Origin of the sequence: Allonocardiopsis opalescens, assembly GCF_003002095.1 — a bacterium.
Taxonomy (GTDB): domain Bacteria; phylum Actinomycetota; class Actinomycetes; order Streptosporangiales; family Streptosporangiaceae; genus Allonocardiopsis; species Allonocardiopsis opalescens.
In genome coordinates this window covers 281,418-304,540 of record NZ_PVZC01000007.1, presented here as the reverse complement: position 1 = coordinate 304,540, position 23,123 = coordinate 281,418, and the positions used below count along the sequence as shown (strand labels likewise).

At 75.2% G+C, this 23,123-nt stretch carries 19 protein-coding genes; 11 read left to right on the top strand and 8 right to left on the bottom strand.

The window, feature by feature from the left end; genetic code table 11:
• Positions 1-28 precede the first annotated feature (28 nt).
• Positions 29-871 carry a helix-turn-helix transcriptional regulator gene (locus tag CLV72_RS23020; protein ID WP_106250105.1) on the bottom strand — a complete coding sequence of 281 codons (843 nt, stop codon included), beginning with the start codon at positions 869-871 and terminating at the stop codon, positions 29-31.
• Positions 872-1,010: 139 nt separating this feature from the next.
• Between CLV72_RS23020 and CLV72_RS23015 the strand changes: the two genes are divergently transcribed.
• Both CLV72_RS23015 and CLV72_RS23010 read left to right on the top strand, forming a co-directional pair.
• Positions 1,011-1,277, top strand: coding sequence for an Atu4866 domain-containing protein (locus tag CLV72_RS23015; RefSeq protein ID WP_106250102.1), 267 nt, complete (start codon positions 1,011-1,013; stop codon positions 1,275-1,277).
• A complete protein-coding gene (locus CLV72_RS23010) occupies positions 1,274-2,008 on the top strand; it encodes an SDR family oxidoreductase (protein WP_106250100.1) in 735 nt (244 codons plus the stop codon). The genes CLV72_RS23015 and CLV72_RS23010 overlap by 4 nt, the downstream gene beginning before the upstream one ends.
• 51 nt (positions 2,009-2,059) lie before the next feature.
• Here CLV72_RS23010 and CLV72_RS33710 read toward each other — a convergent pair whose 3' ends face one another.
• Positions 2,060-2,185: a hypothetical protein gene (locus CLV72_RS33710; protein WP_281262430.1), complete on the bottom strand. Its 126-nt coding sequence runs from the start codon at positions 2,183-2,185 to the stop codon at positions 2,060-2,062.
• Between the two features lie 493 nt (positions 2,186-2,678).
• Here CLV72_RS33710 and CLV72_RS23005 point away from each other — a divergent pair, with 493 nt between their 5' ends.
• Positions 2,679-3,770, top strand: a complete 1,092-nt coding sequence (locus CLV72_RS23005; protein WP_106250098.1) for a glycoside hydrolase family 62 protein — start codon at positions 2,679-2,681, stop codon at positions 3,768-3,770.
• Positions 3,771-3,845: 75 nt separating this feature from the next.
• Here CLV72_RS23005 and CLV72_RS23000 read toward each other — a convergent pair whose 3' ends face one another.
• The 3 genes from CLV72_RS23000 to CLV72_RS22990 all read right to left on the bottom strand — a co-directional run bounded on the left by CLV72_RS23000 (position 3,846) and on the right by CLV72_RS22990 (position 7,647).
• Positions 3,846-5,750, bottom strand: a complete 1,905-nt coding sequence (locus tag CLV72_RS23000; RefSeq protein WP_106250096.1) for a sialidase family protein — start codon at positions 5,748-5,750, stop codon at positions 3,846-3,848.
• A gap of 151 nt (positions 5,751-5,901) precedes the next feature.
• Positions 5,902-6,825, bottom strand: coding sequence for a hypothetical protein (locus CLV72_RS22995; RefSeq protein WP_106250094.1), 924 nt, complete (start codon positions 6,823-6,825; stop codon positions 5,902-5,904).
• A gap of 126 nt (positions 6,826-6,951) precedes the next feature.
• Positions 6,952-7,647: a TetR/AcrR family transcriptional regulator gene (locus CLV72_RS22990; protein WP_106250092.1), complete on the bottom strand. Its 696-nt coding sequence runs from the start codon at positions 7,645-7,647 to the stop codon at positions 6,952-6,954.
• Between the two features lie 132 nt (positions 7,648-7,779).
• Between CLV72_RS22990 and CLV72_RS22985 the strand changes: the two genes are divergently transcribed.
• The 4 genes from CLV72_RS22985 (at position 7,780) to CLV72_RS22975 (ending at position 16,836) form a co-directional block, all read left to right on the top strand.
• The gene (locus tag CLV72_RS22985; protein WP_146159536.1) at positions 7,780-8,205 is read left to right on the top strand and encodes a hypothetical protein; all 426 of its coding nucleotides are present in this window, start codon (positions 7,780-7,782) and stop codon (positions 8,203-8,205) included.
• Between the two features lie 103 nt (positions 8,206-8,308).
• Positions 8,309-8,701 (top strand): hypothetical protein, encoded by a 393-nt coding sequence (locus CLV72_RS31865; RefSeq protein WP_146159535.1) that lies wholly within the window; start codon positions 8,309-8,311, stop codon positions 8,699-8,701.
• Between the two features lie 9 nt (positions 8,702-8,710).
• Entirely contained in the window at positions 8,711-16,099 is a 7,389-nt protein-coding gene (locus CLV72_RS22980) for a type I polyketide synthase (protein WP_106250088.1), read from the top strand.
• Positions 16,096-16,836 (top strand): alpha/beta fold hydrolase, encoded by a 741-nt coding sequence (locus CLV72_RS22975; RefSeq protein ID WP_106250086.1) that lies wholly within the window; start codon positions 16,096-16,098, stop codon positions 16,834-16,836. Before CLV72_RS22980 ends, CLV72_RS22975 begins: the two co-directional genes overlap by 4 nt.
• On the opposite strand, the gene CLV72_RS22970 is transcribed toward CLV72_RS22975, so the two are convergent.
• Complete coding sequence (locus tag CLV72_RS22970) at positions 16,806-18,017, bottom strand: sulfotransferase family protein (RefSeq protein ID WP_106250084.1); 1,212 nt, start codon at positions 18,015-18,017, stop codon at positions 16,806-16,808. The genes CLV72_RS22975 and CLV72_RS22970 overlap by 31 nt on opposite strands.
• Before the next feature lie 431 nt (positions 18,018-18,448).
• On the opposite strand from CLV72_RS22970, the gene CLV72_RS22965 reads away from it, so the two are divergent.
• From CLV72_RS22965 to CLV72_RS22950, 4 genes are all read left to right on the top strand, one after another.
• A complete protein-coding gene (locus CLV72_RS22965; RefSeq protein ID WP_106250082.1) occupies positions 18,449-19,585 on the top strand; it encodes a sensor histidine kinase in 1,137 nt (378 codons plus the stop codon).
• Entirely contained in the window at positions 19,582-20,238 is a 657-nt protein-coding gene (locus CLV72_RS22960; RefSeq protein ID WP_106250080.1) for a response regulator, read from the top strand. Before CLV72_RS22965 ends, CLV72_RS22960 begins: the two co-directional genes overlap by 4 nt.
• Before the next feature lie 119 nt (positions 20,239-20,357).
• Positions 20,358-21,074: a DUF2306 domain-containing protein gene (locus CLV72_RS22955; protein WP_106250078.1), complete on the top strand. Its 717-nt coding sequence runs from the start codon at positions 20,358-20,360 to the stop codon at positions 21,072-21,074.
• Positions 21,071-22,054, top strand: a complete 984-nt coding sequence (locus CLV72_RS22950) for an NAD(P)-dependent alcohol dehydrogenase (protein WP_106250076.1) — start codon at positions 21,071-21,073, stop codon at positions 22,052-22,054. Before CLV72_RS22955 ends, CLV72_RS22950 begins: the two co-directional genes overlap by 4 nt.
• A gap of 115 nt (positions 22,055-22,169) precedes the next feature.
• On the opposite strand, the gene CLV72_RS32350 is transcribed toward CLV72_RS22950, so the two are convergent.
• Together CLV72_RS32350 and CLV72_RS33990 are read right to left on the bottom strand one after the other, a co-directional pair.
• On the bottom strand, positions 22,170-22,334 hold the full coding sequence (locus CLV72_RS32350; protein WP_170141081.1) for a hypothetical protein: 165 nt from the start codon (positions 22,332-22,334) through the stop codon (positions 22,170-22,172).
• Between the two features lie 282 nt (positions 22,335-22,616).
• On the bottom strand, positions 22,617-22,991 hold the full coding sequence (locus tag CLV72_RS33990) for a BldC family transcriptional regulator (RefSeq protein WP_425428106.1): 375 nt from the start codon (positions 22,989-22,991) through the stop codon (positions 22,617-22,619).
• Between the last annotated feature and the right edge of the window lie 132 nt (positions 22,992-23,123).

The window sequence follows — 23,123 nt, the reverse complement described above, 5'->3', positions numbered from 1 at the left end:
CCCTGCCGCGCCCGCCCCTGGCGCGCCGCTACCGGCGCGGACCGGGTTCGGCGCGGCGGGTGGCGTGGACGGAGCCGAGGAGGCCCAGCGCCTGGGCGTCGGCGCCGCCCGGCTCGGCGTGGTAGATGACGAGCTGCTGGCCGGGGGCGTCGCGGACGTCGAAGGACTGGTAGGTGAGGGTGAGCGGGCCGACGTCGGGGTGGTGCAGCCGCTTGGCGTCCCGGGTCTTGCCGCGCACGTCGTGAGCCTGCCACAGCCGGGTGAAGGCCGGGCTGCGCTCGCTCAGGGCGGCGACGAGTTCACGCAGGCGCGGGTCGTCGGGGTCGAAGCCGGCCGCCTCGCGCAGATTGGCGACCGTCGCCTGGGCGGTGCGGTCCCAGTCGAGGTAGAAGTCGCGGGCGGCGGGGTCGAGGAAGACCATGCGGGCCAGGTTGTCGGCCGGGTCGAACGGGGCGAACAGCGCGTCGGCCAGCGCGTTGGCGGCCAGGACGTCCAGGGTGCGGCCGAGCACGAAGGCCGGGGTGTTCGGATAGCCGTCCATCAGCTGGCGCAGCGCCGGGCCGGCCCGCTCGGCGCCGCGCCGGGAGCCGCGGTAGTCCGGCGCGGCCCCGGCCAGCCGGAACAGGTGGGCGCGGGCGTCGGCGTCCAGGCGCAGCGCGCGGCCGAGAGCGTCGAGCACCTGGGGCGAGGGATTGCGCTCGCGGCCCTGCTCCAGGCGGGTGTAGTAGTCGGCGTTCACCCCGGCCAGGACGGCGACCTCCTCGCGGCGCAGCCCGGCGACCCTGCGCACCCCGTGGCTCGCCATGCCGATGTCGTCGGGGCGCAGGGCTGCCCGGCGGGCGCGCAGGAACTCTCCCAGGTGCTTGTCCACGACCCCAGGCTAGGCGGTGGTCCGGCCTGCAGCCTGGGTGCGCCGCACCCAGGCTCCGAGCGGCCTGGTCCGCCCCCGCCGACCGGCCCAGACTCGGTTTTGCGGGACAGGACCCGCGCTTACCGAGGGGAGGAGCGCCATGGCCGGCACCGCCGACGACGGCGAGGTACACGTGGTGGGGATGTGGGTGACCGCCGACGGCCGCATCCGCCAGGAACTGCGTCCGGACGGCCGCTACGACGAGGCGCGCGACGGCCGGCGCAGCGCCTACACCGGCCGCTACACGGTCACCGGTAGCCATCTGGACTACGTCGACGACACCGGGTTCACCGCGACGGGCGACATCCGCGACGGAGTGCTCTACCACGAGCACCTGGTGCTGTACCGAGAGGAGGAGCGGGCATGACCGGCACCGCGAAGGTCGTCCTGGTGACCGGGGCGAGCAGCGGGATCGGCGCGGCGGCGGCCCGCCGCCTGGCGGCCGCCGGGCACCGGCTGATGCTGGGCGCGCGGCGCACCGACCGGCTGGAGGAGCTGGCCGGGCGGATCGCCGCCGAGGGCGGCGAGGCGGCCTGCCGGCGGCTGGACGTCACCGACGCCGCCGACGTGCACGCCTTCGTCGCCGCCGCCCGCGAGCGCTGGGGGCGGGTGGACGTGATGGTCAACAATGCCGGGGTGATGCCGCTGTCGCCGCTGGCGGCGCTGCGGACCGAGGAGTGGGACCGGATGATCGACGTGAACGTGCGCGGCGTGCTGCACGGCATCGCCGCCGCGCTGCCGGTCATGCGCGAGCAGGGCGGCGGCCATTTCGTCAACGTCGCCTCGGTCGGCGCCTACGAGGTCTCGCCCACCGCAGCGGTGTACTGCGCGACCAAGTTCGCGGTGCGTGCGATCTCCGAGGGGCTGCGGCAGGAGTCGCCCGGCGACATCCGGGTCAGCGTCGTCTCCCCGGGTGTCACCGAGTCCGAACTGGCCGACTCCATCGGCGACCCGGCCGCCCGCGAGGCCATGCGGACCTACCGCGCGGTCGCCATCCCGGCCGAGGCCGTCGCCGACGCGATCGCCTTCGCCGTCGCGCAGCCCGCCGAGGTGGACGTGAACGAGATCGTGGTCCGCCCGGCGGCGAGCGCCCAGTAGCCGCCGGACCGCGGTGCCGCCCCCGGCCGGGGGCGGCACCGCGGTCCGGGCTCAGCCCGGCGCGGAGCGCGGCAGCACGACCGGTGCGCCCGTGCCGGGGTCCGGAACGACCCGCGCGGGCAGGCCGAAGACCTTCTCCACCAGGGCGGCGTCCAGAATGTCGCGCGGCCCTCGCACGCGGTGAAGCGCTCGCCCGGACGCGGGTGGAGCCGGGTAGCGAACTCATTGTGCGCACCAGCACCGCACCGCCGGCCGAAATGACATTCTGACTCTCTGTCGACCAGCCTTGACGCCTTGGTTATGCCTGGTTATATTCACCTCAGTATTTCCGTTCGGGTGAGTCGCTCGCATAATTGTTAGCGCTAACATCGGCCGGGCGAGTGCGGACGTATTCGGGTGGTCCGCATGGCCGATGCCATGGCGTCATTCCGTAATGCGGACAGCGGTATGACGCTTGGCAACTCCCTTTTCGCGGCGACTCTTTCTTCCATTCGACAGGTGAATTCCGCCTGCCGTGCGCCGATCGCCCTCCGTGACCGCCGTACGGCCCCGCACTCAAGCATTCGCGCCGCATCCGGCACGGCCGCGGCGCGGCGGCCGCCGCGACCGCGCGAGCGGACGCGCCCGCGCCACCCGCGGCCATCCACACCCCGCGATCCGAGGAACCCCCATGACCCCACCGCGTATGAAAGGCGCCGTCCTCGCGGCGGCCGCCGCATTAGCCCTGCTCCTGCCCGCCGCCGCGCCCGCCGCGGCCGCACCCGCGCAGCCCGCCCCGGCCGCCGCGGCGGCCGAGGCGCCCGCCACCCTGCCGTCCAGCTTCCAGTGGTCGTCCAGCGGCGTGCTGATCAGCCCGCAGCGCGACGCCACCCACGACATCGTCTCCGTCAAGGACCCGTCGGTCGTCTACCACGGCGGCCAGTGGCACGTCTTCGCCACCACCGCGAACACCGCCGGCGGCTGGAGCCTGACCTACACCCGCTTCAACGACTGGAGCAACGCCGCCGGCGCGCGCCAGTACCACCTGGACACCACCGCGATCGGCCGCGGCTACCGCGCCGCCCCGCAGGTGTTCTACTACGCCCCGCAGGGCCTGTGGTACCTCGTCTACCAGACCGGCCTGCCGTCGTACTCCACCACCCGCGACATCAGCGACCCCTACAGCTGGTCGGCACCGCGCAACTTCCAGGACCGGATGCCGCCCATCGTCGAGGAGAACATCGGCAACGGCCACTGGCTCGACTTCTGGGTCACCTGCGACACCGCCATGTGCTACCTGTTCTCATCCGACGACAACGGCCAGCTCTACCGCGCCGAGACCACCGTGGCGAACTTCCCCAACGGCTTCACCAACACCGTGATTGCCATGCAGGACAGCAGGAACAACCTCTTCGAGGCCGCCAACGTCTACCGCGTCGACGGCACCGACACCTACCTGCTCCTGGTCGAGGCCATCGGCAGCCAGGGCCGCCGCTACTTCCGCTCCTGGACCTCGCGCTCGCTGCGCGGCCCGTGGACCCCCCTGGCCGCCACCGAGAGCAACCCCTTCGCCGGCGCCGCCAACGTCACCTTCCCGGGCGGCCGCTGGACCGCCGACATCAGCCACGGCGAGATGATCCGCGCCGGCACCGACCAGACCATGCGCATCAACCCCTGCAACCTCCGCTACCTCTACCAGGGCATGGACCCCAACGCCGGCGGCGACTACTCCCAGCTCCCGTGGCGGCTGGGCCTGCTCACCCAGCGCAATTCCACCTGCTGAGCCCGTCGGACGGCCGCGCCCCGGCCGCCGCCCGCCCGATGCCGGGGCGGACGGCGGCCGGGGCTCAGGCCCAGATCACCAGATCGTGTTGAAGGCCAGGCGGACCTGTTCGTCGGGGATGTCGGTGGCGCCGGTGCGGACGCGGGCGGCTTCGGCGGTGGTGAGGGCGCGGTCGTAGGCGCGGACGTCGTCCATGGCGCCGGTGAAGTGCTCTCGCTCGTCGGGGCGGGCGCCGATGTGGATGGTGAAGGCGCCGGCCGGGGTGAGGTCGCCGGTGGGGGCAGTGGCCGCGGCCGGGGTGGCGCCGTCGACGGACAGGCTCAGCCGGCCGGCCTGGCGGGTGAGGACGACGTGGTGCCAGGCGTTGTCGTTGTAGGCCGATGTGGTGCTGACGGAGGCGGCGGCGGTGCCGGTGTCGATGGCGGCGCGGACGCGGTCGGACGCGGGTTCGGCGCGGAGCCAGAACTGGCGTGCTCCCGAGCCCTGGCCGTAGCCCCACATGATGGGGTGGGCGCCGGTGGTGGCGTTGTAGCGGATCCAGGCGGCGACGGTGAAGTCGCCGTCGCCGAAGCGCAGCGACGCCGGGCAGTTGATCAGGCGGAGGTGGTCGTCGGTGCCGTCGAAGGTCATCGCGCTGCCGGTGCCCCTGCTGCCGAGCGCCGCGCCGCCGTGCACCACGGCGTGGTTGCCGTTGCCCGAGCCGTCGCTGGTGCGCGGGAAGGTCAGGTCGCCCGCGGCGCCGTCGAGTTCGGCCTCGGTGAAGGAGGTGAAGACGATGTTGCCGTGCGCGGTGTTGATACCGGTCTCGTACAGCAGGCCGATCCGGCCGGAGTCCAGCTCGGTCAGGTCGGAGTAGCCCGCGCGGAGCGGCACGATGACGGTGCCGACCGGGTCCCAGCTGGCGCCCTCGTCGTAGGAGGAGCGGATGGACAGCACCCGCCGGTCCGACGCCTCCGCGCCCGGACGGGCCGGTGCCGACAGCAGCAACCGGTTGCGGGCGTCGCCCTCGTCGGTGGCGCGCAGCCGCAGCAGCGAGGCCGACACCGGCGGCACCGGGAGGTTCGGCACGGGGGCGAAGGCACCGGGGTCGAAGCTGAGGCCGCCGTCGGAGCTGGTGGCGGCGAGGCGGTGGTCGGGGGTGCCGCAGTTGGCCGAGGAGCGGGAGTTGAGGTAGATGGAGCCGTCCACCCGCTCGACCACGGTGGTCTCGCCCGGGTGCGCACTGCCGGCGGGCGCCTCGTGCATCGCGCCCATCGCCCAGGTACGGCCGCCGTCGTCGCTGTAGTACAGCTGCACTCCGGACCGGCCGGTGACCCGGTTGGTGTGGTCACCGGGGACGATGATCCTCGGCGAGGCGCCGGGCGCCAGGCCGTCCTGGCGGGTGAGCTGAATCCCGTGCCCGGGTCCGAGCGCGATCCAGCCCCAGTCGGGCAGCTTGAGCGAGCCGAGATAGGCGCCGGGGGTCCAGTTCACGCCGTCGGAGTCGCTGTAGAGGGTGTGCAGGGTGCGCTCGCCGCGGACGCGGTCGCCGTCCTCGTCCAGCGTCCAGGGGTTGTAGGCGAAGAGCACGGAGACCCGGCCGCTGACGGAGTCCACCACCGGAACGGGGTTGCCGAAGCCGCCGGTGTCGTTGCGGCCGCGCAGCACCTGCACATCGCCCCAGGTGCGGCCGCCATCCTCCGAGCGGCGCAGCACCAGGTCGATGTCGCCGACATCGCCGCAGTCGGCCACCCGGGCCTCGGCGAAGGCGAGCACCGTGCCGTCCCGGGTGGTGACGACGGCCGGGATGCGGAAGCAGCGGTAGCCGAGGTCGCCGGCGGCGAACGGACGCGACAGCTCCTGGTCGGGCGCTGCCGCCGCGGACGGGTCGGCGAGGGCGGGCGGAGCGCCGGCGAGCAGGGCCAGGAGTGCGCTGAGCAGAATGGACGTCCAGAATCGGGCCGTTCGTCCGGGACGGCGGCGCCGTGTCGTTGCAGACATAGCCGGAGGCTATGGCATTGGGATGTTCCGGATTCATCCGGATCCATTCCGTTCTCCTGCCGCCGGCGCCGAATCCGGGCGTGCAGTCGCGACCTGCGGAAATGGCGGCAGAAATCGGCTGCGATGTGCGCGCCGGACCGGCACCGGCCGGTCACCTCAGCAGTTCGGCGCGGAGTTCGGCGTAGGTCGGGGCGAGCGAGCGCAGGGCCCGGGCTGCCGCGCGGTCGTCGCCGACCGCCAGCGCGTACTGGAGCGAGCCGGTCAGCCGCGCCTGGGCGGTCAGGACGGCCGCCGCCTCGGGCCGGCCGGCCCCGCGCATGCAGGCGGCGGCGTCCGCCAGGCGCCGGGTGCCGACGCGGACGGCGAAGTGCACCAGGTGCTCGCGGGCCGCCTCGCCGCAGCCGGACTCCAGCAGTGCCGCGAGGGCCGGCGCGGCATCGCCGTTGGCGAGGGTGCCCGGCGGGGCCGGGTGGCCGGTCTCGCCGCCCAGCCAGGCGGCCGCGCGGGGCACGGCCGCGGCGAGGGCCGCAGCGGCGTCGGTCGGCGCGGACCGGGTGAAGCCTGTGCGCATGGTGTACGGCTCGGCGTAGTCGACGGTCTCGGCCCGCCACGCCTCGGCGAACTCGCCCAGCGGCAGGGTCGCGTAGGGGTATCCCTGCGGATCGTGCAGCAGGACGCGCTCGTCGTCGACGCCGAGCGCGATGAGGTAGTGGTCGGCGCCGATCGGGCCGGCCATGCCGGGCTGGTAGCGCAGGCGCCCCATCTCGACCGGGCCCACCATGACGGGTCCGTGCGCCAGCTCGGCGGACAGGCGCGCGACCGCCGTGGCGGCGTCGCCGCCGCTGGTCCGTTCCGCGGTCCAGCCCAGGGCGGCCAGCGCGTCGTCCACACCGATCTCCGGAGTCCAGCCGAAGGGGTCGAAGAACGGCAGCCCGCCGCCGAGCAACTGCATACCGAAAGGGCTGCCGGTCAGCGTCTCGATGACCCCGGCGGGCGGCGCTTGCGCGCCCATCATCATCGCCAGCGAATTCGAATAGCAGTACGGGCCGGAACCGAGATAGGGAATTTCGATCACGGCGACACGCTCTCATTTTTCAGCGGGAAATTTCAACCGCGCAAGAAAAAAGGGGGGTGGAGCGGGACCGGCCCGCATTCGACGCCGGACCGCGCCGGGATGCGACCACCGGCGGCGGCGCCCGAACTAGTCGAACGCGCCCGTCAGCACCGCCTGGACCTCCGCCTCGACCAGTTGGCCCGCGTCGATGCCCATGGTGCCGAAGACGCCGGCGATCTCCAGCGTGGCGAGGCCGTGGACGCGCGACCACAGCAGCGCGCCGCGCCGCAGCACCGGCGCCGGGGTGCCGGGCGGGGCGCCGATCCGCTCCGCCCACCGCGCCAGGGACTCGTCCATGCCGAGCGGGCCTTCGACCGGCCCGGGCGCGGCCTCGGCCAGGGCGGCGAGCAGGTCCAGCATGGCCTGGTTGAAGGCGGCGACGCCCTCCGCGGGCTCCGCCATATCGGGACGGCGGTCGGTGAACAGCATCGCGTACCGGCGCGGGTGCCGCAGCACCCAGGCGCGGTACGCGCGCGCCATGTGCCTGACCTTCGCCGCGCCGTGCTCCTCGCCGGGCCGGGCGGTGGTGATCGCCGCGGAGAGTTCGGCGTAGGAGGAGGTGACGAGCCGGTCGATCAGCGCGTCGCGCGAGGGGAAGTAGCGGTAGAGGGCCGGTGCGGTCATGCCCATCGCCTTGCCGACCGCCGCCAGGGAGACCGCCGCGACGCCGCCGTCGTCCAGGAGCGCGTACGCGGTCCGCTCGATCTCGGCGATCGTCTGCTCGCGCTGCTGGAGTCGTAGCCGCTCACGGCGCGGGAGCTGGCTGGCGGATTCCGTCGGCATCACGGATCAGTGTATCCCGGTTGCCGTCGCTATAGGACTTCGCTACAGTAACGGCCATTAACTTGAGTCACGTACCATTACTGCATGAATGGTGGCTCTGTCGTGCCGCGAGGCCACCGAAAGGATATTGTCATGACACCGGTAACCCCGACCGCTCCCGCCGACGCGCCCACACGCACACAGGACCGCATCGGCCGTGGAATCAACGTTCTCAACGTGCTCGCCACCCTCGTGGCCCTGGCCAACGGAATTCTGATCGTACTGAACGCCCCCGATGAAACGCTCGTGGTCGAGACCTGGCGGACGCTCGGATACGTCGTCTTCGCCGGTATGTGGGCGCTGCTGGTGTTCTGGCCGCGCAGCCTGCCGGGCGTATGGGAACTCGTGCTGTTCCACAAGATCGTGGTGACCATTCTGTACTTCTCCTACGGGGACGTGCCCGACGCGGTCCAGGCGGGCTTCATCGACCTGGGCGTCTCCGTGGCCACCGTCATCGCCTACGTCCTGTGCCGCGGCTGGACCTCCTGGTGGCACGTCGCCGTCGTGCCGGCCCGCTGATACCGGGCGCCGGGCCGCCGGGACGGCCCCTTCCGGTCCCGGCGGCCCGCGCGCCGCCACCGCCTCACGGCCGCGCCGGGTCCGCCGGCAGGGCGGCGTCACCGTGAGCGGGGTCGGCAACGCACTCCCCGAACTGCTCGAACGCGTCGTCTACGTCCGGGCCCACTGCTGCGTCGACCCGCCGGACAAGAACGCCTACCTCGCCGAGCCGGAGAACGCCGAGAGCCTGATCGGCCAGGTGGCCGCCGCGCTGGTCGGTGATCCGGCGGCCCCGGAGGTGGCCCGGGTCGACTGGGACACGCCCGGCGATCGAACCGCATTTCGACCCTTTGGCGATTATGTGGCGCGATTTCGCGGCCGCCGTATCGGACCGACAATTCTTTATTCCTCGAACCGTCTTCCGGTCCTATCGGCCTGTGGTTCCATGGGAAAGGGCAAGCTGTCCGCTCGCGCGGATTACCGGCTTTCCGTGACGCTTCACGCCTTTCTCTCCTGAAGGATCGCTATGGGTCGGTGGCCGGATTTCGGTCCTAATGCAATTGCTGTCGTCGGCGCCGCTTGTCGGCTTCCGGGTGGAATCGTCGATCTGTCCGGTCTGTGGTCTGCCCTGGCCGAGGGGCGCGACCTGATCACGCCGCCGCCCCCCGGGCGCTTCGACGAGGCGCGGTACCTGTCGGACGACCGGGCGCGCCCGGGGCGGACCTACTCCTTCACCGGCGGCTACCTGGACGACCTGGCCGGCTGGGACGCCGGCTACTTCGGCGTCTCGCCGCGGGAGGCGAGCCGGATAGACCCGCAGCAGCGCATCATGCTCGACCTGGCGGCGGAGGCGCTGGACGACGCGGGCATGGACCCGGCGGCGCTGGCCGGCTCCGACACCGGCGTGTACATCGGCGTCTACCAGTACGGCTACGGCGCCCTCCAGCAGCACAACCCGGACACGCTCGACGCGCACACCGTGTGCGGCACGGCCGGGACCTCGGTGCCCAACCGGGTGTCCTACCACTTCGACCTGCGCGGTCCCAGCACCACCGTCGACACCGCCTGCTCGTCCTCGCTGATCGCGGTGCACCAGGCCTGCGAGAGCCTGGTGCACCGCCGCAGCCGGATGGCGATCGCGGGCGGCGTGAACGTGCTGATCAACCCCTACGAGTTCGTGCTGGCGGCGAAGGGGCAGGTCCTTTCGCGGCGCGGCCGCTGCCAGACCTTCTCGGCCGGGGCCGACGGCTACGTCCGCTCCGAGGGCGGCGGGCTGGTACTGCTCAAGCTGCTCGACGACGCCCTGGCCGAGGGCGACCGCGTGCACGCGGTCATCATGGCAACCGGCACCAACTGCGACGGCCGCACCGAGGGCGGCCTGTCCCGCCCGAGCGCGGCGGGACAGGCGGCGCTGCTGCGCGAGGTCTACGCGCGTGCGGGAGTCGCCCCCGACGAACTCGCCTACTTCGAGGCCCACGGCACCGGCACGCCGACCGGCGACCCGGTGGAGTGCGAGGCGGTCGGCCGCGCCCTGGGCGTCGCCCGCACCGAAGGGCCGCTGCCGATCGGCTCGGTCAAGACCAACCTCGGCCACCTGGAGGGCGCCGCGGGCATCACCGGCCTGCTCAAGTCCGTCCTGGTGGTGCGCGAGAGGTGCGTCCCGCCGCTGCTGCACGCGGACACGCTCAACCCCGCCATCGACTTCGCCGGCCTCGGCCTGGACCCCGTCCGCACGGCGCGGCGGCTTGAACCGGGGCGGCGCGCCGTCGTCGGGGTGAACTCCTTCGGGATCGGCGGCGCCAACGCGCACGTCGTGCTGGCCGAGCCGCCGCCCGCCGAGCGGGCCGAGCCGCGCTCCCGGCGGCGGCTGCCGGTGCTGGTGTCGGCGCGCACGGGCGAGGCGGCGGCGCGGGCCGCCGCCGACATGGCCGACCGGCTGGCGGCGGCGCCCACCGAGGACTTCTACGACCTGAGCTACACCTCCTGCCGCCGGCGCGGCGGCCACGAGCACCGGGCCGCCGTGCTGGCCGCGACGCCGGCCGAGGCCGCCGGGCGGCTGCGGGCGCTCGCCGCCGCGCCCGGCCGCGCCGTGCGCACCGCCACCGCGGCGCGCGGCGTCGCCTTCGTCTTCTCCGGCAACGGCTCCCAGTGGGCGGGCATGGGCGCCGCGCTGCTGGAGGCCGACCCCGTCTTCCGCGCCGCGGTCGCCGAGGCCGACGCCGTGCTCCGGCCCGAACTCGGCTGGTCGGTCCTTGACGAGCTGACGGCACCGCCGGAGCGGTCCGGCCTGGCCAGGACCGAGGTGGCCCAGCCCGCCCTGTTCGCCCTCCAGGTCGGCCTGGTCGCCGCGCTCGCCGAGCGGGGAGTGCGGCCGGCCGCCGCCACCGGGCACAGCGTCGGCGAGGTCGCCGCCGCCCACGCCGCAGGCGCCTACGACCTCGCCACGGCGGCGCGGGTGATCGCGGCGCGCAGCCGGGCCCAGGGACGGACCGCGGGCACCGGCCGGATGGCGGCGGTCGGCCTGTCGGTCGCGCGGGCCGAGAAGGAGCTGGCCGCCTTCGCCGGGCGGCTGGAGATCGCCGCCGTCAACAGCGACACCGACGTGACCGTCTCCGGCGATCCCGCCGCCCTCGCCGAACTCGGCGAACGGCTCCGGCTGCAGGAGGCGCCGTTCCGCGCGCTCGACCTGGACTACGGCTTCCACAGCCGCGCGATGGACCCGATCGAGGCGCAGGTCATGGCGGACCTGGCCGGGCTCGGCTCCGCCGAGCCGCGCATCCCGCTCGTCTCCACGGTCACCGGCTCGCCGGTCGCCGGGGACGAGTTGGACGCCGGGTACTGGTGGCGCAACGTCAGGGAGCCGGTGCTGTTCGCCGCGGCGGTGCGCCGGCTGGCCAGGGAGGGCTGCGGCGTCTTCGTGGAGATCGGCCCGCACCCGGTGCTCGGCGGCTACCTGCGGCGGCTGACGGCCGGGGCGGAGCGGCACGGCGCCGTGGTGGCCACGCTGACCCGGCCGGAGCGCGCCCCCGAGGGCGGCGAGGCCGCCGCCCTGGACGCCGCCGCGGCCGACGTCATCGCCTGCGGGGCCGAGGTCGACTGGGAGGCGCTGCTGCCCGACCGCGGACGCGTGGTCGACCTGCCCCGCTACCCCTGGCGGCGCGAGCCGCACTGGAACGGCGACCCGAACTGGTGGGCGCCCCGCGCCGAGCACCCCGCCCTGGAGCACGCTCTCCTCGGCGAGCGGGCGCCGGTGATGGAGCCGACCTGGACCAACCGGCTGGAGCCCGCCCTCCTGCCGTGGCTGGCCGACCACAAGGTCCGCGACGCGGTCGTCATGCCGCTGATGGGCTACGCCGAGATGGCGCTGGCGGCCGGCCGGCGCGCGCTCGGCGCGCCCGTCGAGGTGGCCGGCCTTGAGGTGCTGTCCCTGCTCGCCCTGGCCTGGGACGACCCGGAGATGGACGTGCGCACCCAGGTATCGGTGGGCGCGGACGGCGTGCTGCGGGTCGCGGGCCGCACCGGGACCGCGGGCGACTGGCGGGTGCACGCCCGGGCGCGGGTGCGCGAGCGGCCCGAGCGCCGCCCCGCCGACCTGGACCCCGCCGCGCTCCGCGCCCGTTTGGACGGCGGCCGCTGGGAGGCCGAACGCGTCTACGCGCTCATGCGCGGCCTCGGCATCCAGCACGGCCCCGCCTTCCGGATCGTCCGCGAGGTGCACGTCGGCACCGGCGAGGGGCTGGCGCGCTACCGGTGCGAGCACCCGGCCGACGGCTTCGAGGCGCACCCGGTCGTCCTCGACGGCGCCCTGCACACCACGGCGGCCCTGCTGGCCGGGTTCAGTTCCGGGCAGCTGTTCCTGCCGGCGGGGGTCGACGCGCTCCGCGCCTGGCGCCGCCCGGCGGCGGACGGGCTCGTCCACCTCCGCGTGGTCGGGATGAGCGGCGACGAGGCCGTACTCGACCTGCTCATCGCCGACGAGGACGGCACCGCGGCGGTGGAGATCGAGGGCTACCGGCTGCGGCGCGTGGAGGACGGCGCCGCCGCCGAGCGGCGCTACACCACGGTGCGCCGGGCCGTGCCCCGGCCCGGCCCGGCGGAGGTCCCCGTCCTGTCGCCGAGCCCCGCGGAACTGGTCGCCTCGGCGGCGGACCGGCTGGCCGCGGCGCACCGCCTGGTGCGCACCCCGCGCGCCGTCGCGGCCCGCCGCGCGCTCATGGAGGCCGGCGGACACTTCGCCGCCGGGGCGCTGGCGGAGTTCGCGGCGGCCGGCGCGGTGTTCACCGCGGCCGACCTCGTCGCCCGCGGCGTCCTGCCCAAGTACGCGCGCTACCTGGACGTGCTCGCGCACTGCGCGAGCAGGCAGGGGCTGGTCGACGCGCTCGGCACGCCCGAGGCGCCGCGCTGGCGGGTGTGCGGGCGGCCGACGCCGGTGGAGTCCTTCCGCCGGGCCCTCGCGGACTTCCCCGAGCTCGACGGCGCGCTGCTGCTGCTCGGCCGCTGCGGCCGCCACCTGGCCGCCGCGCTGCGCGGCGAGCACGACCCGATGGACCTGGTCGTCCTCGGGCAGACGCGGCTGCTCGAACACGTCTACCGCGAGCTGCACGCCACCAGGAAGATGAACGAGGAGGCGGCCGCGCTGCTGGCCGCCATCGCGGCGCACCGGCCCGCGGACCGGCCGCTGCGCGTCCTGGAGGTCGGCGCGGGCACCGGCTCCCTCACCGCCGCGCTGCTCCCGGTGCTGCCGCCGGAGCGCACCCGCTACGTGTTCACCGACCTGACCCCGTACTTCGTCGACCCGGCCAAGAAGCAGTTCGCCCGCTACGACTTCGTCGACTACCGGCTGCTCGACCTGGAGAAGGATCCGGCCGAGCAGGGCTTCGCCCCGGGCGGCTTCGACGTGGTGGTCGCGGCCAACTCGGTGCACGCCACCACCGACGTGCGGGCGACGCTGCGTCGCCTCGCCGGCCTGCTGGACGAGGGCGGTCACCTGCTCTGCGTCGAACTGCACGAGCTGGACAGCATCGGGATGAGCTTCGGGCTGCTGGACGGGTTCTGGAACTACTCCGACACGGAACTGCGCGGCCCCCTGCCGCTGCTGCCCCGCGACCGGTGGCTCGACGTGATCGCCGACGCGGGCTTCGCGGACGTGGTCCCGGCGAGCACCGATCCCGAGGACGAGATCTCGGTGCTGCTCGCCCGGCGCGGCCCCGTCGACCCGGCCGCCGGCAGGCCGGCGCCCGACGCCGCCGAGGCGCGGCCGGCGAGCTGGATCGTCGCCGCCGAGCCCGGCGCCGAGGGCCTGGCCGACGCGCTCGGCGCGCGGCTGGCCGAGCCGGGCGGTGCCGTCGTCCGCACCGGCGCGGACGGACTGGTCCCGGCCTGGACCGAGCACACCGAGGCGTCCGGCCTGGTCATCGTGCTGGGCGATGGACCGGACGGGCGGACGGCGGACACGGTGGAGGACGCGGTGCGGCGCATCGCCGTGCTGCGGTCGGTCGCCGCCGCGGCGGAGCGGTCGCCGGCCGGCGCGCTGCCGGCCCTGTGGCTGGTCACCCGCCCGAGCGGCTTCCCGCCCGGGGCCGAGCCGCCCTTCGCGCTCGGCCACGCGGCGGCGTGGGGCGCCTGCCGCGTGCTGGCCAACGAGAACCCCGGCATGGCGGTGCGCAAGGTGGCGCTGCGCCCCGGCGGCGACGCCGAGCGCGACGCCGCCCTGCTCGCCCGCGAACTGCTCGACCCCGACGGCGAGGACGAGATCATCCTCGACGGCGGCCGCTTCGCGCCCCGCGAGACCGCCGTGCCCCCCGCCGCCGAGCCGGCGCCCGCCGTGCTCCGGCTGCGCCGGCCGGGGCCGCACCACCGGCTCGACTGGACCGAGCGAGCGGCCGTCGAACCCGGCCCCGGGCAGGTCGCCATCGAGGTACGGGCGGTCGGGCTGACCCGCCGCGACGCCATGGAGGCGTCCGGCGCGGTGCGGCCGGCCAGCCCGCTCGAGTCGGGTTACACGGTCGGTACGGACTGCGCGGGCGTGGTCGTCGCGGTGGGGGAGCGGGTGACCGGCTTCGCCCGGGGCGACCGGGTGTTCGCGCTGGCCCCAGGCGCGGCCGCCTCCCACGTCGCCGCCGACGCCGGCCTGGTCGGGACGATCCCCGCGGAGATGCCCTTCGCCGCCGCGGCCGTGCTGCCCACGGCCCTCCTCACCGTCGAGTACGCCCTGCGGCACACCGCGCGGCCGCGCCCGGGTGAGACGCTGCTGCTCCTCGGCGGCGCGGGCCCGACCGAACTGGCGGCGCTGCGCCACGCCCGGGGCGCCGGGGCGCGGGTGATCGCCGTCGGCGCCTCAGCCCTCGCCCGCGACCTGCTCGCCCTGTCGGGCGCCGACCACGTGCTCGACCCTGAGCCGGACGAGCTCGCGCGGCGGATCGCGGCGCTGACCGGCGGCGGTGTGGACATCGTGCTGGACACGTCCGGCACCGCCGACCCGCACCTGGCCGGCGAGCTGCTGCGGCCCGGCGGCCGCTTCGTCGCCGCGGGGCCAGCACGGCCGGCCGGCGGCGCGCCGTCGCCTTCCGTCCTGGGCTCCGCCGCCGCCGTCGACGTGCACGCGATGATCGTCGAGCGGCCCGACCTGGCCCGGGCCTGCTTCGCGGACGCGATCGCGTCCGTGCGCTCCGGCCACGCCGTCCCGGCGCCCTACACCGCCCACCCGGCCGAGGACCTCGCCGCCGCCTACCGGGCGCTCGCCGACCCGGGCGGCACCGGCGGCACCGTCATCGCGCTCGACCGCGCCCCGGCCGCGGCGCGGCCGGCCGCCCGGATCCGGCTGGACGCCGACGCGGTCTACCTGGTCACCGGCGGCCTGGGCGGCTTCGGCGCGGCCACCGCCCGCCGGCTGGCCGAACGCGGCGCGCGTCGCCTCGCCCTGGTGGGCCGGCGCGGCGCCGGCGCGCCCGAGGCGCCCGCCCTGCTGGCCGAGCTGCGCGCGAGCGGCGCGGAGGCCACGGCGCACGCGGTCGACGTGACCGACGAGGCGGCGCTGCGGGCGCTGCTGGAGGAGCTGACCGGACCGGGGCGGCGGCTGGGCGGCGTCGTGCACGCCGCCATGGTGCTCGCCGACGCGCCCCTCACCGAGACCTCCGACGACGACCTGCGCACCGTGCTCGCGCCCAAGGTGCGCGGCGCGGAGCTGCTCGACCGGCTCACCCGCGGCCGCGAGCTCGACTTCTTCGTGGTCTACTCGTCCATCGCCACCACCGTGGGCAGCGGCAACCAGGCGGCCTATGTCGCGGCCAACGCCTACCTCGAAGCGCTGGTGCGCGAGCGCCGCGCCGCCGGGCTGCCCGGCCTGGCCATGGGCTGGGGCGCGATCGGCGACACCGGGGTGGTGGCACGCGGCGGGATGGGCGCGGCCATGGGCCGCAGGGGCATCGGCGCGATCGACTCGGCGACGGCGCTGGACGAGCTGGAGGCCGCTCTCGCCCGGCACGCCGCCGTCGTCGCGGTGGCCGAGATGGACTGGCCGCGCTTCGCCTCCTTCAGCCCGAACTTCCACACGCAGACCAGGCTGGCCGGGTTCGCGCCGCGGACCGGCGGGGAGGCCGGCACGGTGCCGGCCGCCGGGCTCGACGAGCTGCCGCCGGAGGAGTGCGGACGGCGGGTCGAGGACATCCTGGTCGGTGTGATCGCCCGCGTCATGCGCACCGGCGCGGACGGAGTGGACCGCACCCGCCGCCTGGCCGACCTCGGCATCGACTCCATCATGGCCACCGAGCTGGTCCTCGGCATCCGCGCCGAACTCGGCTGCGAGCTGTCGCCCGTCGAGGTCGGGTCCAGCCCGTCGGTCGCCGATCTGGCCGAGCGCGTCACAGCCCGGCGGCGGCTCGCCGCCGTCGCGGTGCGGACGGAGGCGGCGCCGTGAGGCTGCACACGCGGGAGTGGGGGGCGGGCGAGCGCACCGCCCTGCTCGTCCACGGCATGGCCGTGGACTCCAGGACCTTCAACCGGCTGGCGGCCGAACTGGTGCGGCGCGGTTACCGGGTGCTCGCCGTCGACCTGCGCGGGCACGGCCGCAGCCCGCGCGGCTACTACAGCCCCGCGGCCCTGGCCGCCGACGTGGCCGAGACGGTGCCGGCAGGAGTCGACCTGGCGCTCGGCCACTCCTACGGCACCGTCGTCCTCAGCCTGGCGGCGCCGCGGCTCGCACCCCGGCGCGTCGTCTACGCCGAGCCCTACTGGAACGTGGTCGGAGAGGAGTTGCCGCAGGTCGCGGCGGACTACCTCGCCGACGCGGCCGCCGCGCCGGGCGAGCGCTGGACGGCGCAGGACGTCCGCGACCACGAGGCGGCCCGGGCCTGCTGGGACCCGCGCACCCTGCTGGACCTCCGCCGCTTCGACACGCCCGCCACTCCGGACCCGTCAGCGGCGCCGGTGCTGGTGCAGTTCGCGGAGCGGTCCGGCTACTCCGCGGCCCTGGACGAAAGCGACCTGCGGGCGCGCGGCTTCGAGGTGCACACCGTGCCCGACGCCGGGCACAACCTGCACGTCGACAACCTGCCCGCGACCGCCGCCTCGCTGGACCGCTGGCTCGGCCCGGCGGAGCCGCCCGGCGCGGCGGCGGGCGGCGGTCAGGCGGTCGGTCCGAAGGCGGCCAGGTAGGGGGCGAAGGCGGCACGGACCCGGTCCGCGTCGAGCCCGTACCGCTCCGCCGAGTAGCGGTGCCGGCTGCGGGGCCCGCCCGGCCACCGGGCCACCTCGGCCATCCGGTGGCGGGCGGGCCCGTCGCAGACGGCGCCGATCCGGGCGCACACCTTCTCGGCGGTCCCCGCCGGGTCCGCCGTGAGTTCGCGGTAGTCGACGTCGACGAAGCGGGCGGGGCCGGCGGCCTCGCGTACCGCCATGGCCTTCGCGACAGCGGCCGACCAGGTCCGCAGCCACTCCTCGCCCAGGTCGGCCGGGTCCGCCCCGCGGGTGAACACGCCGCGCAGGGCCTCGACCATGCTGCACCACGAGGCCATCACCCGCGCGGGGTCGCGGTGCGTCCACACCACGACGGCATCGGGGAAGGCCGACAGCAGCGCCTCCAGGTGGCACAGGTGGAAGGGCGACTTCAGCACCCAGCGGCGCTCGGGCCCCGGTCCGCTCAGCACCCGCAGCTGCCGCCCCAGGTAGCCGTAGTCGGCGGTGAAGTCGCGCCGGGCCAGCCACGCGCCGTACTCGGGCAGCCGGGCCCGGGTGCAGTGCCAGGAGCTGTGCGGCAGCAGGTGGGTGCACTCCTCGGGGGCGTCGGCGCGCAGCGGGTGCATATCGCGCAGGGCGGGGGTGCTGGAGAGCGCCTGGGCCACCATGAGCCTCCCCGCGGCCCGGCGGCGCCGCAGCTCGGCGCGTCCGGCGTCGGGCCGGCCCGGGGCCAGCAGCTCCCACAGCAGCGGCGCCCGGTGCTCCGACGGCGCGGCCAGCAGCCGGTGCATCAGGGTGGTGCCGCTGCGCGGCAGCCCCACGACGAACACCGGCCGCTCGACCGGCCGCGCGGCGGCCTCCGGGTCCCGCGCCTCGGCCCGGTCCAGGCGCAGGCGGTTCGCCAGGTGCCGGCCGATCTCGCCGTCGAAGGCGCGCCGGCCGAGCGCGGCCACCTCCGCGTCGGTATGCACGAATCCGTGCAGGAGACGCAGGTCGGCGACGAAGTCCGGGTCCACGGCCTCCGCCGCCGTGCCCTCGCGGCGCGCGGCCGCGGCCGCGATGCGGTCGAAGGACTCCTCGGGCGAGCGGCGCGCGTCCGCCGCCCTGCGGTCCAGCCAGGCGTTGACCGGGCCGACCCACCAGGCCGTACGAGCCCGCATCGTGATCCCTCCGCGTCCGGCGGACACGGGCCGGGGCGGGGCGGCCGCCGGTACGTGTCCGCGGTGCTCAATGGTTCGGACGGATTCCGGGTCCCGGCGCCGTGTCGTTCCGCCCGCCGTAGCCGCATCCGTTCCGGTGAAAATGTGCGCACGGCAGTTTTCTCCGATCGCCGGACGTGTCAAACCGCCTGGTCGGCGGTTTGATCAATCATTTCGTGAGTAGCTCGCTCGTGAATCGGAAATGGTCGGAAATGTGCGTCGAATTGTTCGCCGAACCGGTGAGGGCGAGTGTGCCGGCGCCCGTCGCGCCGGGCGCGGGCCTCCGGACGGAGCGCGGCGGTGCCGGAGGGCGCCCTGCCGCGGCGCCGGCCGGGCGGTCCGTCGTACTTTGGGCCGATCCGCGACCGGGTCTTTCTCCCTACCATGGTGGGGTGCTCGCGCTGCTGCGGTCCGTGTGGGATGAGCCCCGGCCCGCCCACCCACCGCCCCCCGGATGGCGCGACTGGGCGCTGGTAGGCGTGTTCGCGCCGCTCGCGGTGCTGGAAGGCGTGCTGCGGCCCGAGCTGCCATGGCGGTTCGTGACGGTGGCGATCGTGGTCGGGCTGGTCGCCGTGCTGCCGTGGCGGCGGAGCAGGCCGCTGGCCGTGCTCGGGATCTGCTTCACCGCCACCACCCTGTTCTCGCTGCTGACCGGCGGCTCCCTGGAGGCGTACACGCTCGCGTGCTTCCTGCTGGTGCCCTACGCGCTGTTCCGGTGGGGCTCGGGGCGCGAGGTCGCGGCAGGGCTGGCGCTGATGCTGGCCGGGGTCGGCTCCTCGGTGCTGCTCGGGCACCTCGTCGTCGCCGACGCGGTCGGCGGCTTCGTCGTGGTCTTCGCGACCCTCGCCCTCGGACTGGCCTTCCGGTACCGCTCGCGGGCGAGGACGCGCGAGTTCGAGCGGGTGCGGCTGCTCGAACGCGAGCGGCTGGCCCGCGACCTGCACGACACCGTCGCCCACCACGTGTCGGCGATGGCGATCCGCGCCCAGGCGGGCATCGCCACCGCCCCCGCGCGGCCCGAGGCCGCCGTCGAGGCGCTGCGGGTGATCGAGGCCGAGGCGTCGCGCACCCTCACCGAGATGCGCGCGCTGGTGCGGGTGCTGCGCAAGGACGAGCCGGCCGAGCTGGAGCCCGGCCGGGGCCTCGCCGACCTCCAGCGGCTCGCGAGCCGCGCCGGCGCCGGCCCTGCCGTCGACGTGGAGGTCTCCGGCGACCTCGACGGGCTGCCGCCGCCGGTCGGGGCGGCCGTCTACCGCGTCGCCCAGGAGGCGGTCACCAACGCGCGGCGGCACGCCAGGCACGCCACCCGGATCCAGGTCCGGGTGGCCGCCGACGACAGCTCCGTGCGGCTGAGCGTCAGCGACGACGGCGAGACCGGCACCGCCCGCCCGGCCGCCGCGCCGGGCTACGGGATCATCGGCATGATGGAGCGCGCGGGGCTGCTCGGTGGCAGCTGCGAGGCCGGGCCCGGCCCCGACCGGGGCTGGACCGTGACCGCCGTGCTGCCCAGGAACGGGACGGCGGCGTGAGCATTCGGGTGGTCGTCGCCGACGACCAGGAGATCGCCCGCACCGGCCTGGCGATGATCCTGGACGCGCAGCCCGATATCGAGGTCGTCGGCCAGGCGGCCGACGGGCGGCGGGCCGTCGAACTCGCCCGGCGGCTGCGCCCGGACGTGTGCCTGTTCGACATCCGGATGCCCGTCCTGGACGGCATAGCGGCCACCCGCGCCCTGGCGGGGCCGGGCGTGGCCGACCCGCTGGCCGTCGTCGTCATCACCACCTTCGACCTGGACGACTACGTCTACGCCGCCCTGCGGGCCGGTGCCCGGGGCTTCCTGCTCAAGGACGCGGGTCCCGCGCTGCTCTCCCAGGCGGTGCACGCCGCGGCCACCGGCGACGCGCTCATCGCCCCCAGCGTCACCGCGCGGCTGCTCGGCGCCTTCGCCGCCGCTTGGCCCGCCGCGCCGCCGGCCCGGCCCGTCGAAGCGCTCACCGAGCGCGAGGAGCAGGTGCTGCGGACCGTGGCGCGGGGGAGGACCAACAGCGAGATCGCCCGCGACCTGCACATCTCGCTGAGCACCGTCAAGGCCCACATCGCCAACCTGATGGCCAAGCTGGGCGCCCGCAACCGGGTCGAGATCGCCATGTGGGCCTACGAGACGGGGCGCGTCCGCGACTGACGGCACCCGCCGGGCGGCGGCACCGGCCGAAAGTACGAGCCGGCCGTCGGCCTAAGGTCCGCTCCGGGTCGCGCCTTTCCACCGATGGGCCGCGCCGCTCCGGCGAGCATGCTCGGAGCATGACCGAAGAGAGAACGTCGGCGGGCCGGCGGCCACCCGGCCGGGCCGGGCGGCGCGGCCGCACCACCCCGGCGGACTGGCTGATACCCGCCGGGCTGCTCCTGCTCAGCGCCGTGCCGGCGGCCGGCGGCGTCCTCCGGCTGACCGACCTGGCCGGCGGAGAACTGACCCCGGAGAACGCGCGCTTCGTCACCGCGCCGCTGCCCGTGGTGGTGCACGCCGTCAGCGCCACCGTCTACTGCGTCCTGGGCGCCTTCCAGTTCGTCCCCGCCATCCGGCGCCGCCGGCCCGGATGGCACCGCGCGGCCGGGCGGCTGCTGGTGCCGTGCGGGCTCGCCGCGGCGCTCACCGGGCTGTGGATGACGCTGACCTACAGCTTTCCCGCCATCGACGGCGAGCTGCTGGCGGCCTTCCGGCTGCTGTTCGGCTCGGCCATGGCCCTGTTCATCGTCCTCGGCCTCGCCGCGGTCCGGCGGCGCGACTTCGCCCGGCACCGGGCCTGGATGATCCGCGGCTACGCGATCGGCCTGGGCGCCGGCACCCAGGCGTTCACGCCGATCCCGTGGCTCCTGCTCGTGGGCCCGCCCGGCGAGACCGGCAAGGCGCTGCTGATGGCGGCGGCCTGGGTCATCAACCTCGCGGTGGCCGAACTGATCATCCGGTGGCCGTCCCGGCCGCACCACCTCTCCGCACCAGACATGAGGAGACCCCGATGAAGGCGTATGTACAGCGTTCCTATGGCTCACCCGACTCCCTGCGACTCGAGGACGTCCCCAGGCCGGTCCCCGGCGACGACGAGGTCCTGGTGCGGGTGCACGCCACCTCCGTGAACCCCTACGACTGGCACAACATGCGCGGCGAGCCGCGCGTCGCCCGCGTCCTGGGCGAGCTGGGGCTGCGGCGGCCCAAGATCCCCGTCCTGGGCGCCGACCTGGCGGGGACGGTGGCGGAGGCCGGCGCGAAGGTGACGGAGTTCGCCCCCGGCGACGAGGTCTTCGCGATGGTGGAGGGGGGCGGCTTCGCCGAGTACGCGTGCGTCCGGGCGGAGCTGCTGGCCCGCAAGCCGCGGAACCTGTCCTTCGAGCAGGCGGCGGCGGTGCCGCTGGCCGCCAACACCGCCCTGGTCGCCGTGCGCGACGACGGCGGCGTCCGGTCCGGGCACCGGGTGCTGGTCAACGGCGCCTCGGGCGGGGTGGGCACCTTCGCCGTCCAGATCGCCCGGGCGCTCGGCGCGAGCGTCACCGGCGTGTGCGGCCCCCGCAACGTCACGATGGTCAAGTCGATCGGCGCCGACGATGTCGTGGACTACACCGTCGCCGACTTCACCCGCACCGGCCGGCACCACGACCTGGTGGTGGACATCGCGGGCAGCCGCTCCATGCCCGCCTGCCGCCGGGCGCTCGCCCCGAAGGGCGGCTACGTCGTCGTCGGCGGGCCGCCCGGCCGCTGGGTGCAGCCGATGGGCCACGTCATGGCCGGCCTCGCGCTCGCCCCGCTGCTGTCCCAGCGCGCCGCCCTGACCAATGTGCTCAGCCGCACCGACAAGAAGGCCATGCTGGAGACCCTGACCGGGCTCATCGAGTCCGGCGAGGTCACCCCGGTGATCGACCGCACCTACCCCTTCGACAAGATCCCCGCCGCCGTCGGCTACCTGGAGCAGGGGCACGCCTCCGGGAAGGTCGTCGTCACGGTGTGAGCCGGTGGGTGCGGAGCGGCACCCGGTTGCCGTCCCGCCCCCGGCCGCCGCACCCCACGGTGCGGCGGCCGAACGGTGCCGCGGGCGGCCCGGTGGCTGCCGCCCGCGGCACCGTTCATTCGGCGACGCAGCCGTTGAGGGTCGAGTCGCCGCCCAGCATGCCGCAGATGAGGTGCGAGGCGGTGATGTCGACCAGTTCCCCGGCGGCGGCCGGGGCGGCGGTGAGCGCGGCCAGCGCGCAGGCGGCGAGCAGAGCGAGGGCCGCGGCGCAGCGGTTCATACGGTGTCCCTTCGGACGGACGGGTACGGGAGCGCGCCGCCCGCGTGCGGCCGGCGCCTCGCCAAGCGTGCGCCGCGACGCGCCCCCCGAACCGGCGGCCGCGCGGCGCCTTGGCCGAGTCTTGGCCGGACCATGGCGCGGTCGGGCGGTTGGGCTGGTCAGGGCGTCAGCCGGCGGGGTCGTCGGTTAGTCGGGGGATGGCGAGGGTGAGGGTGAGGTGCTGGAGGGTGGTGGCGAGTGCTCCGTGGGGGTGGACGGCGTGCAGGGGGCGGGGTTCTTGGATCATGATCGGCCTTCTTCCTCGGTGTGGTGTTGTTGGTTGAGGAGGTGGTGGACGTCGTCGGCGGTGTAGCGGCGGTGTCCGCCGAGGGTGCGGATGTAGGTGAGCTTGCCTTGGCGGGCCCAGCTGGAGACGGTCTTGGGGTGGACGCGGAACAGGTGCGCCACTTCTTGGGCGGTCATCAGCTCGGGCAGCTCGCCCTGGAGCTCTTCGGGCAAGGCAGGTCGCTCGGGCAGGCGGTCGGGGTCGAAGTAGTAGTGGCCGCTGACGTGCACGGCGAAGACCTCACCGGCCTCGGCCATCTCCTTGATCGCCTGCGGCGTGCGTCCGGTCAGGCGAGCGGCCTCTCCCAGCGGCACCAAGTCGGGAACGGGCATACGGGTTTCCTCAGGGACTCGGGCATGGGTGGGCATGCCGGAAGTGGACGGATCGTGGGTGTGGTGGTCCCGGTCGCGGGGGAGCCTCCCCCTCGGGCCGCGCCGCCCCCGTTCTGGGGCAGGACAGGGGGC

Excerpts from the sequence above, each read along its gene's own strand:
- CLV72_RS23005 (WP_106250098.1), top strand. The coding sequence starts at position 2,679 with ATGACCCCACCGCGTATGAAAGGCGCCGTCCTCGCGGCGGCCGCCGCA.
- CLV72_RS23000 (WP_106250096.1), bottom strand. The coding sequence starts at position 5,750 with ATGTCTGCAACGACACGGCGCCGCCGTCCCGGACGAACGGCCCGATTC.
- CLV72_RS23015 (WP_106250102.1), top strand. The coding sequence starts at position 1,011 with ATGGCCGGCACCGCCGACGACGGCGAGGTACACGTGGTGGGGATGTGG.
- CLV72_RS22950 (WP_106250076.1), top strand. The coding sequence starts at position 21,071 with ATGAAGGCGTATGTACAGCGTTCCTATGGCTCACCCGACTCCCTGCGA.
- CLV72_RS22970 (WP_106250084.1), bottom strand. The coding sequence starts at position 18,017 with ATGCGGGCTCGTACGGCCTGGTGGGTCGGCCCGGTCAACGCCTGGCTG.
- CLV72_RS23010 (WP_106250100.1), top strand. The coding sequence starts at position 1,274 with ATGACCGGCACCGCGAAGGTCGTCCTGGTGACCGGGGCGAGCAGCGGG.
- CLV72_RS22985 (WP_146159536.1), top strand. The coding sequence starts at position 7,780 with ATGACACCGGTAACCCCGACCGCTCCCGCCGACGCGCCCACACGCACA.
- CLV72_RS22980 (WP_106250088.1), top strand. The coding sequence starts at position 8,711 with ATGGGTCGGTGGCCGGATTTCGGTCCTAATGCAATTGCTGTCGTCGGC.
- CLV72_RS32350 (WP_170141081.1), bottom strand. The coding sequence starts at position 22,334 with ATGAACCGCTGCGCCGCGGCCCTCGCTCTGCTCGCCGCCTGCGCGCTG.
- CLV72_RS33990 (WP_425428106.1), bottom strand. The coding sequence starts at position 22,991 with ATGCCCGTTCCCGACTTGGTGCCGCTGGGAGAGGCCGCTCGCCTGACC.
- CLV72_RS22955 (WP_106250078.1), top strand. The coding sequence starts at position 20,358 with ATGACCGAAGAGAGAACGTCGGCGGGCCGGCGGCCACCCGGCCGGGCC.
- CLV72_RS22990 (WP_106250092.1), bottom strand. The coding sequence starts at position 7,647 with ATGCCGACGGAATCCGCCAGCCAGCTCCCGCGCCGTGAGCGGCTACGA.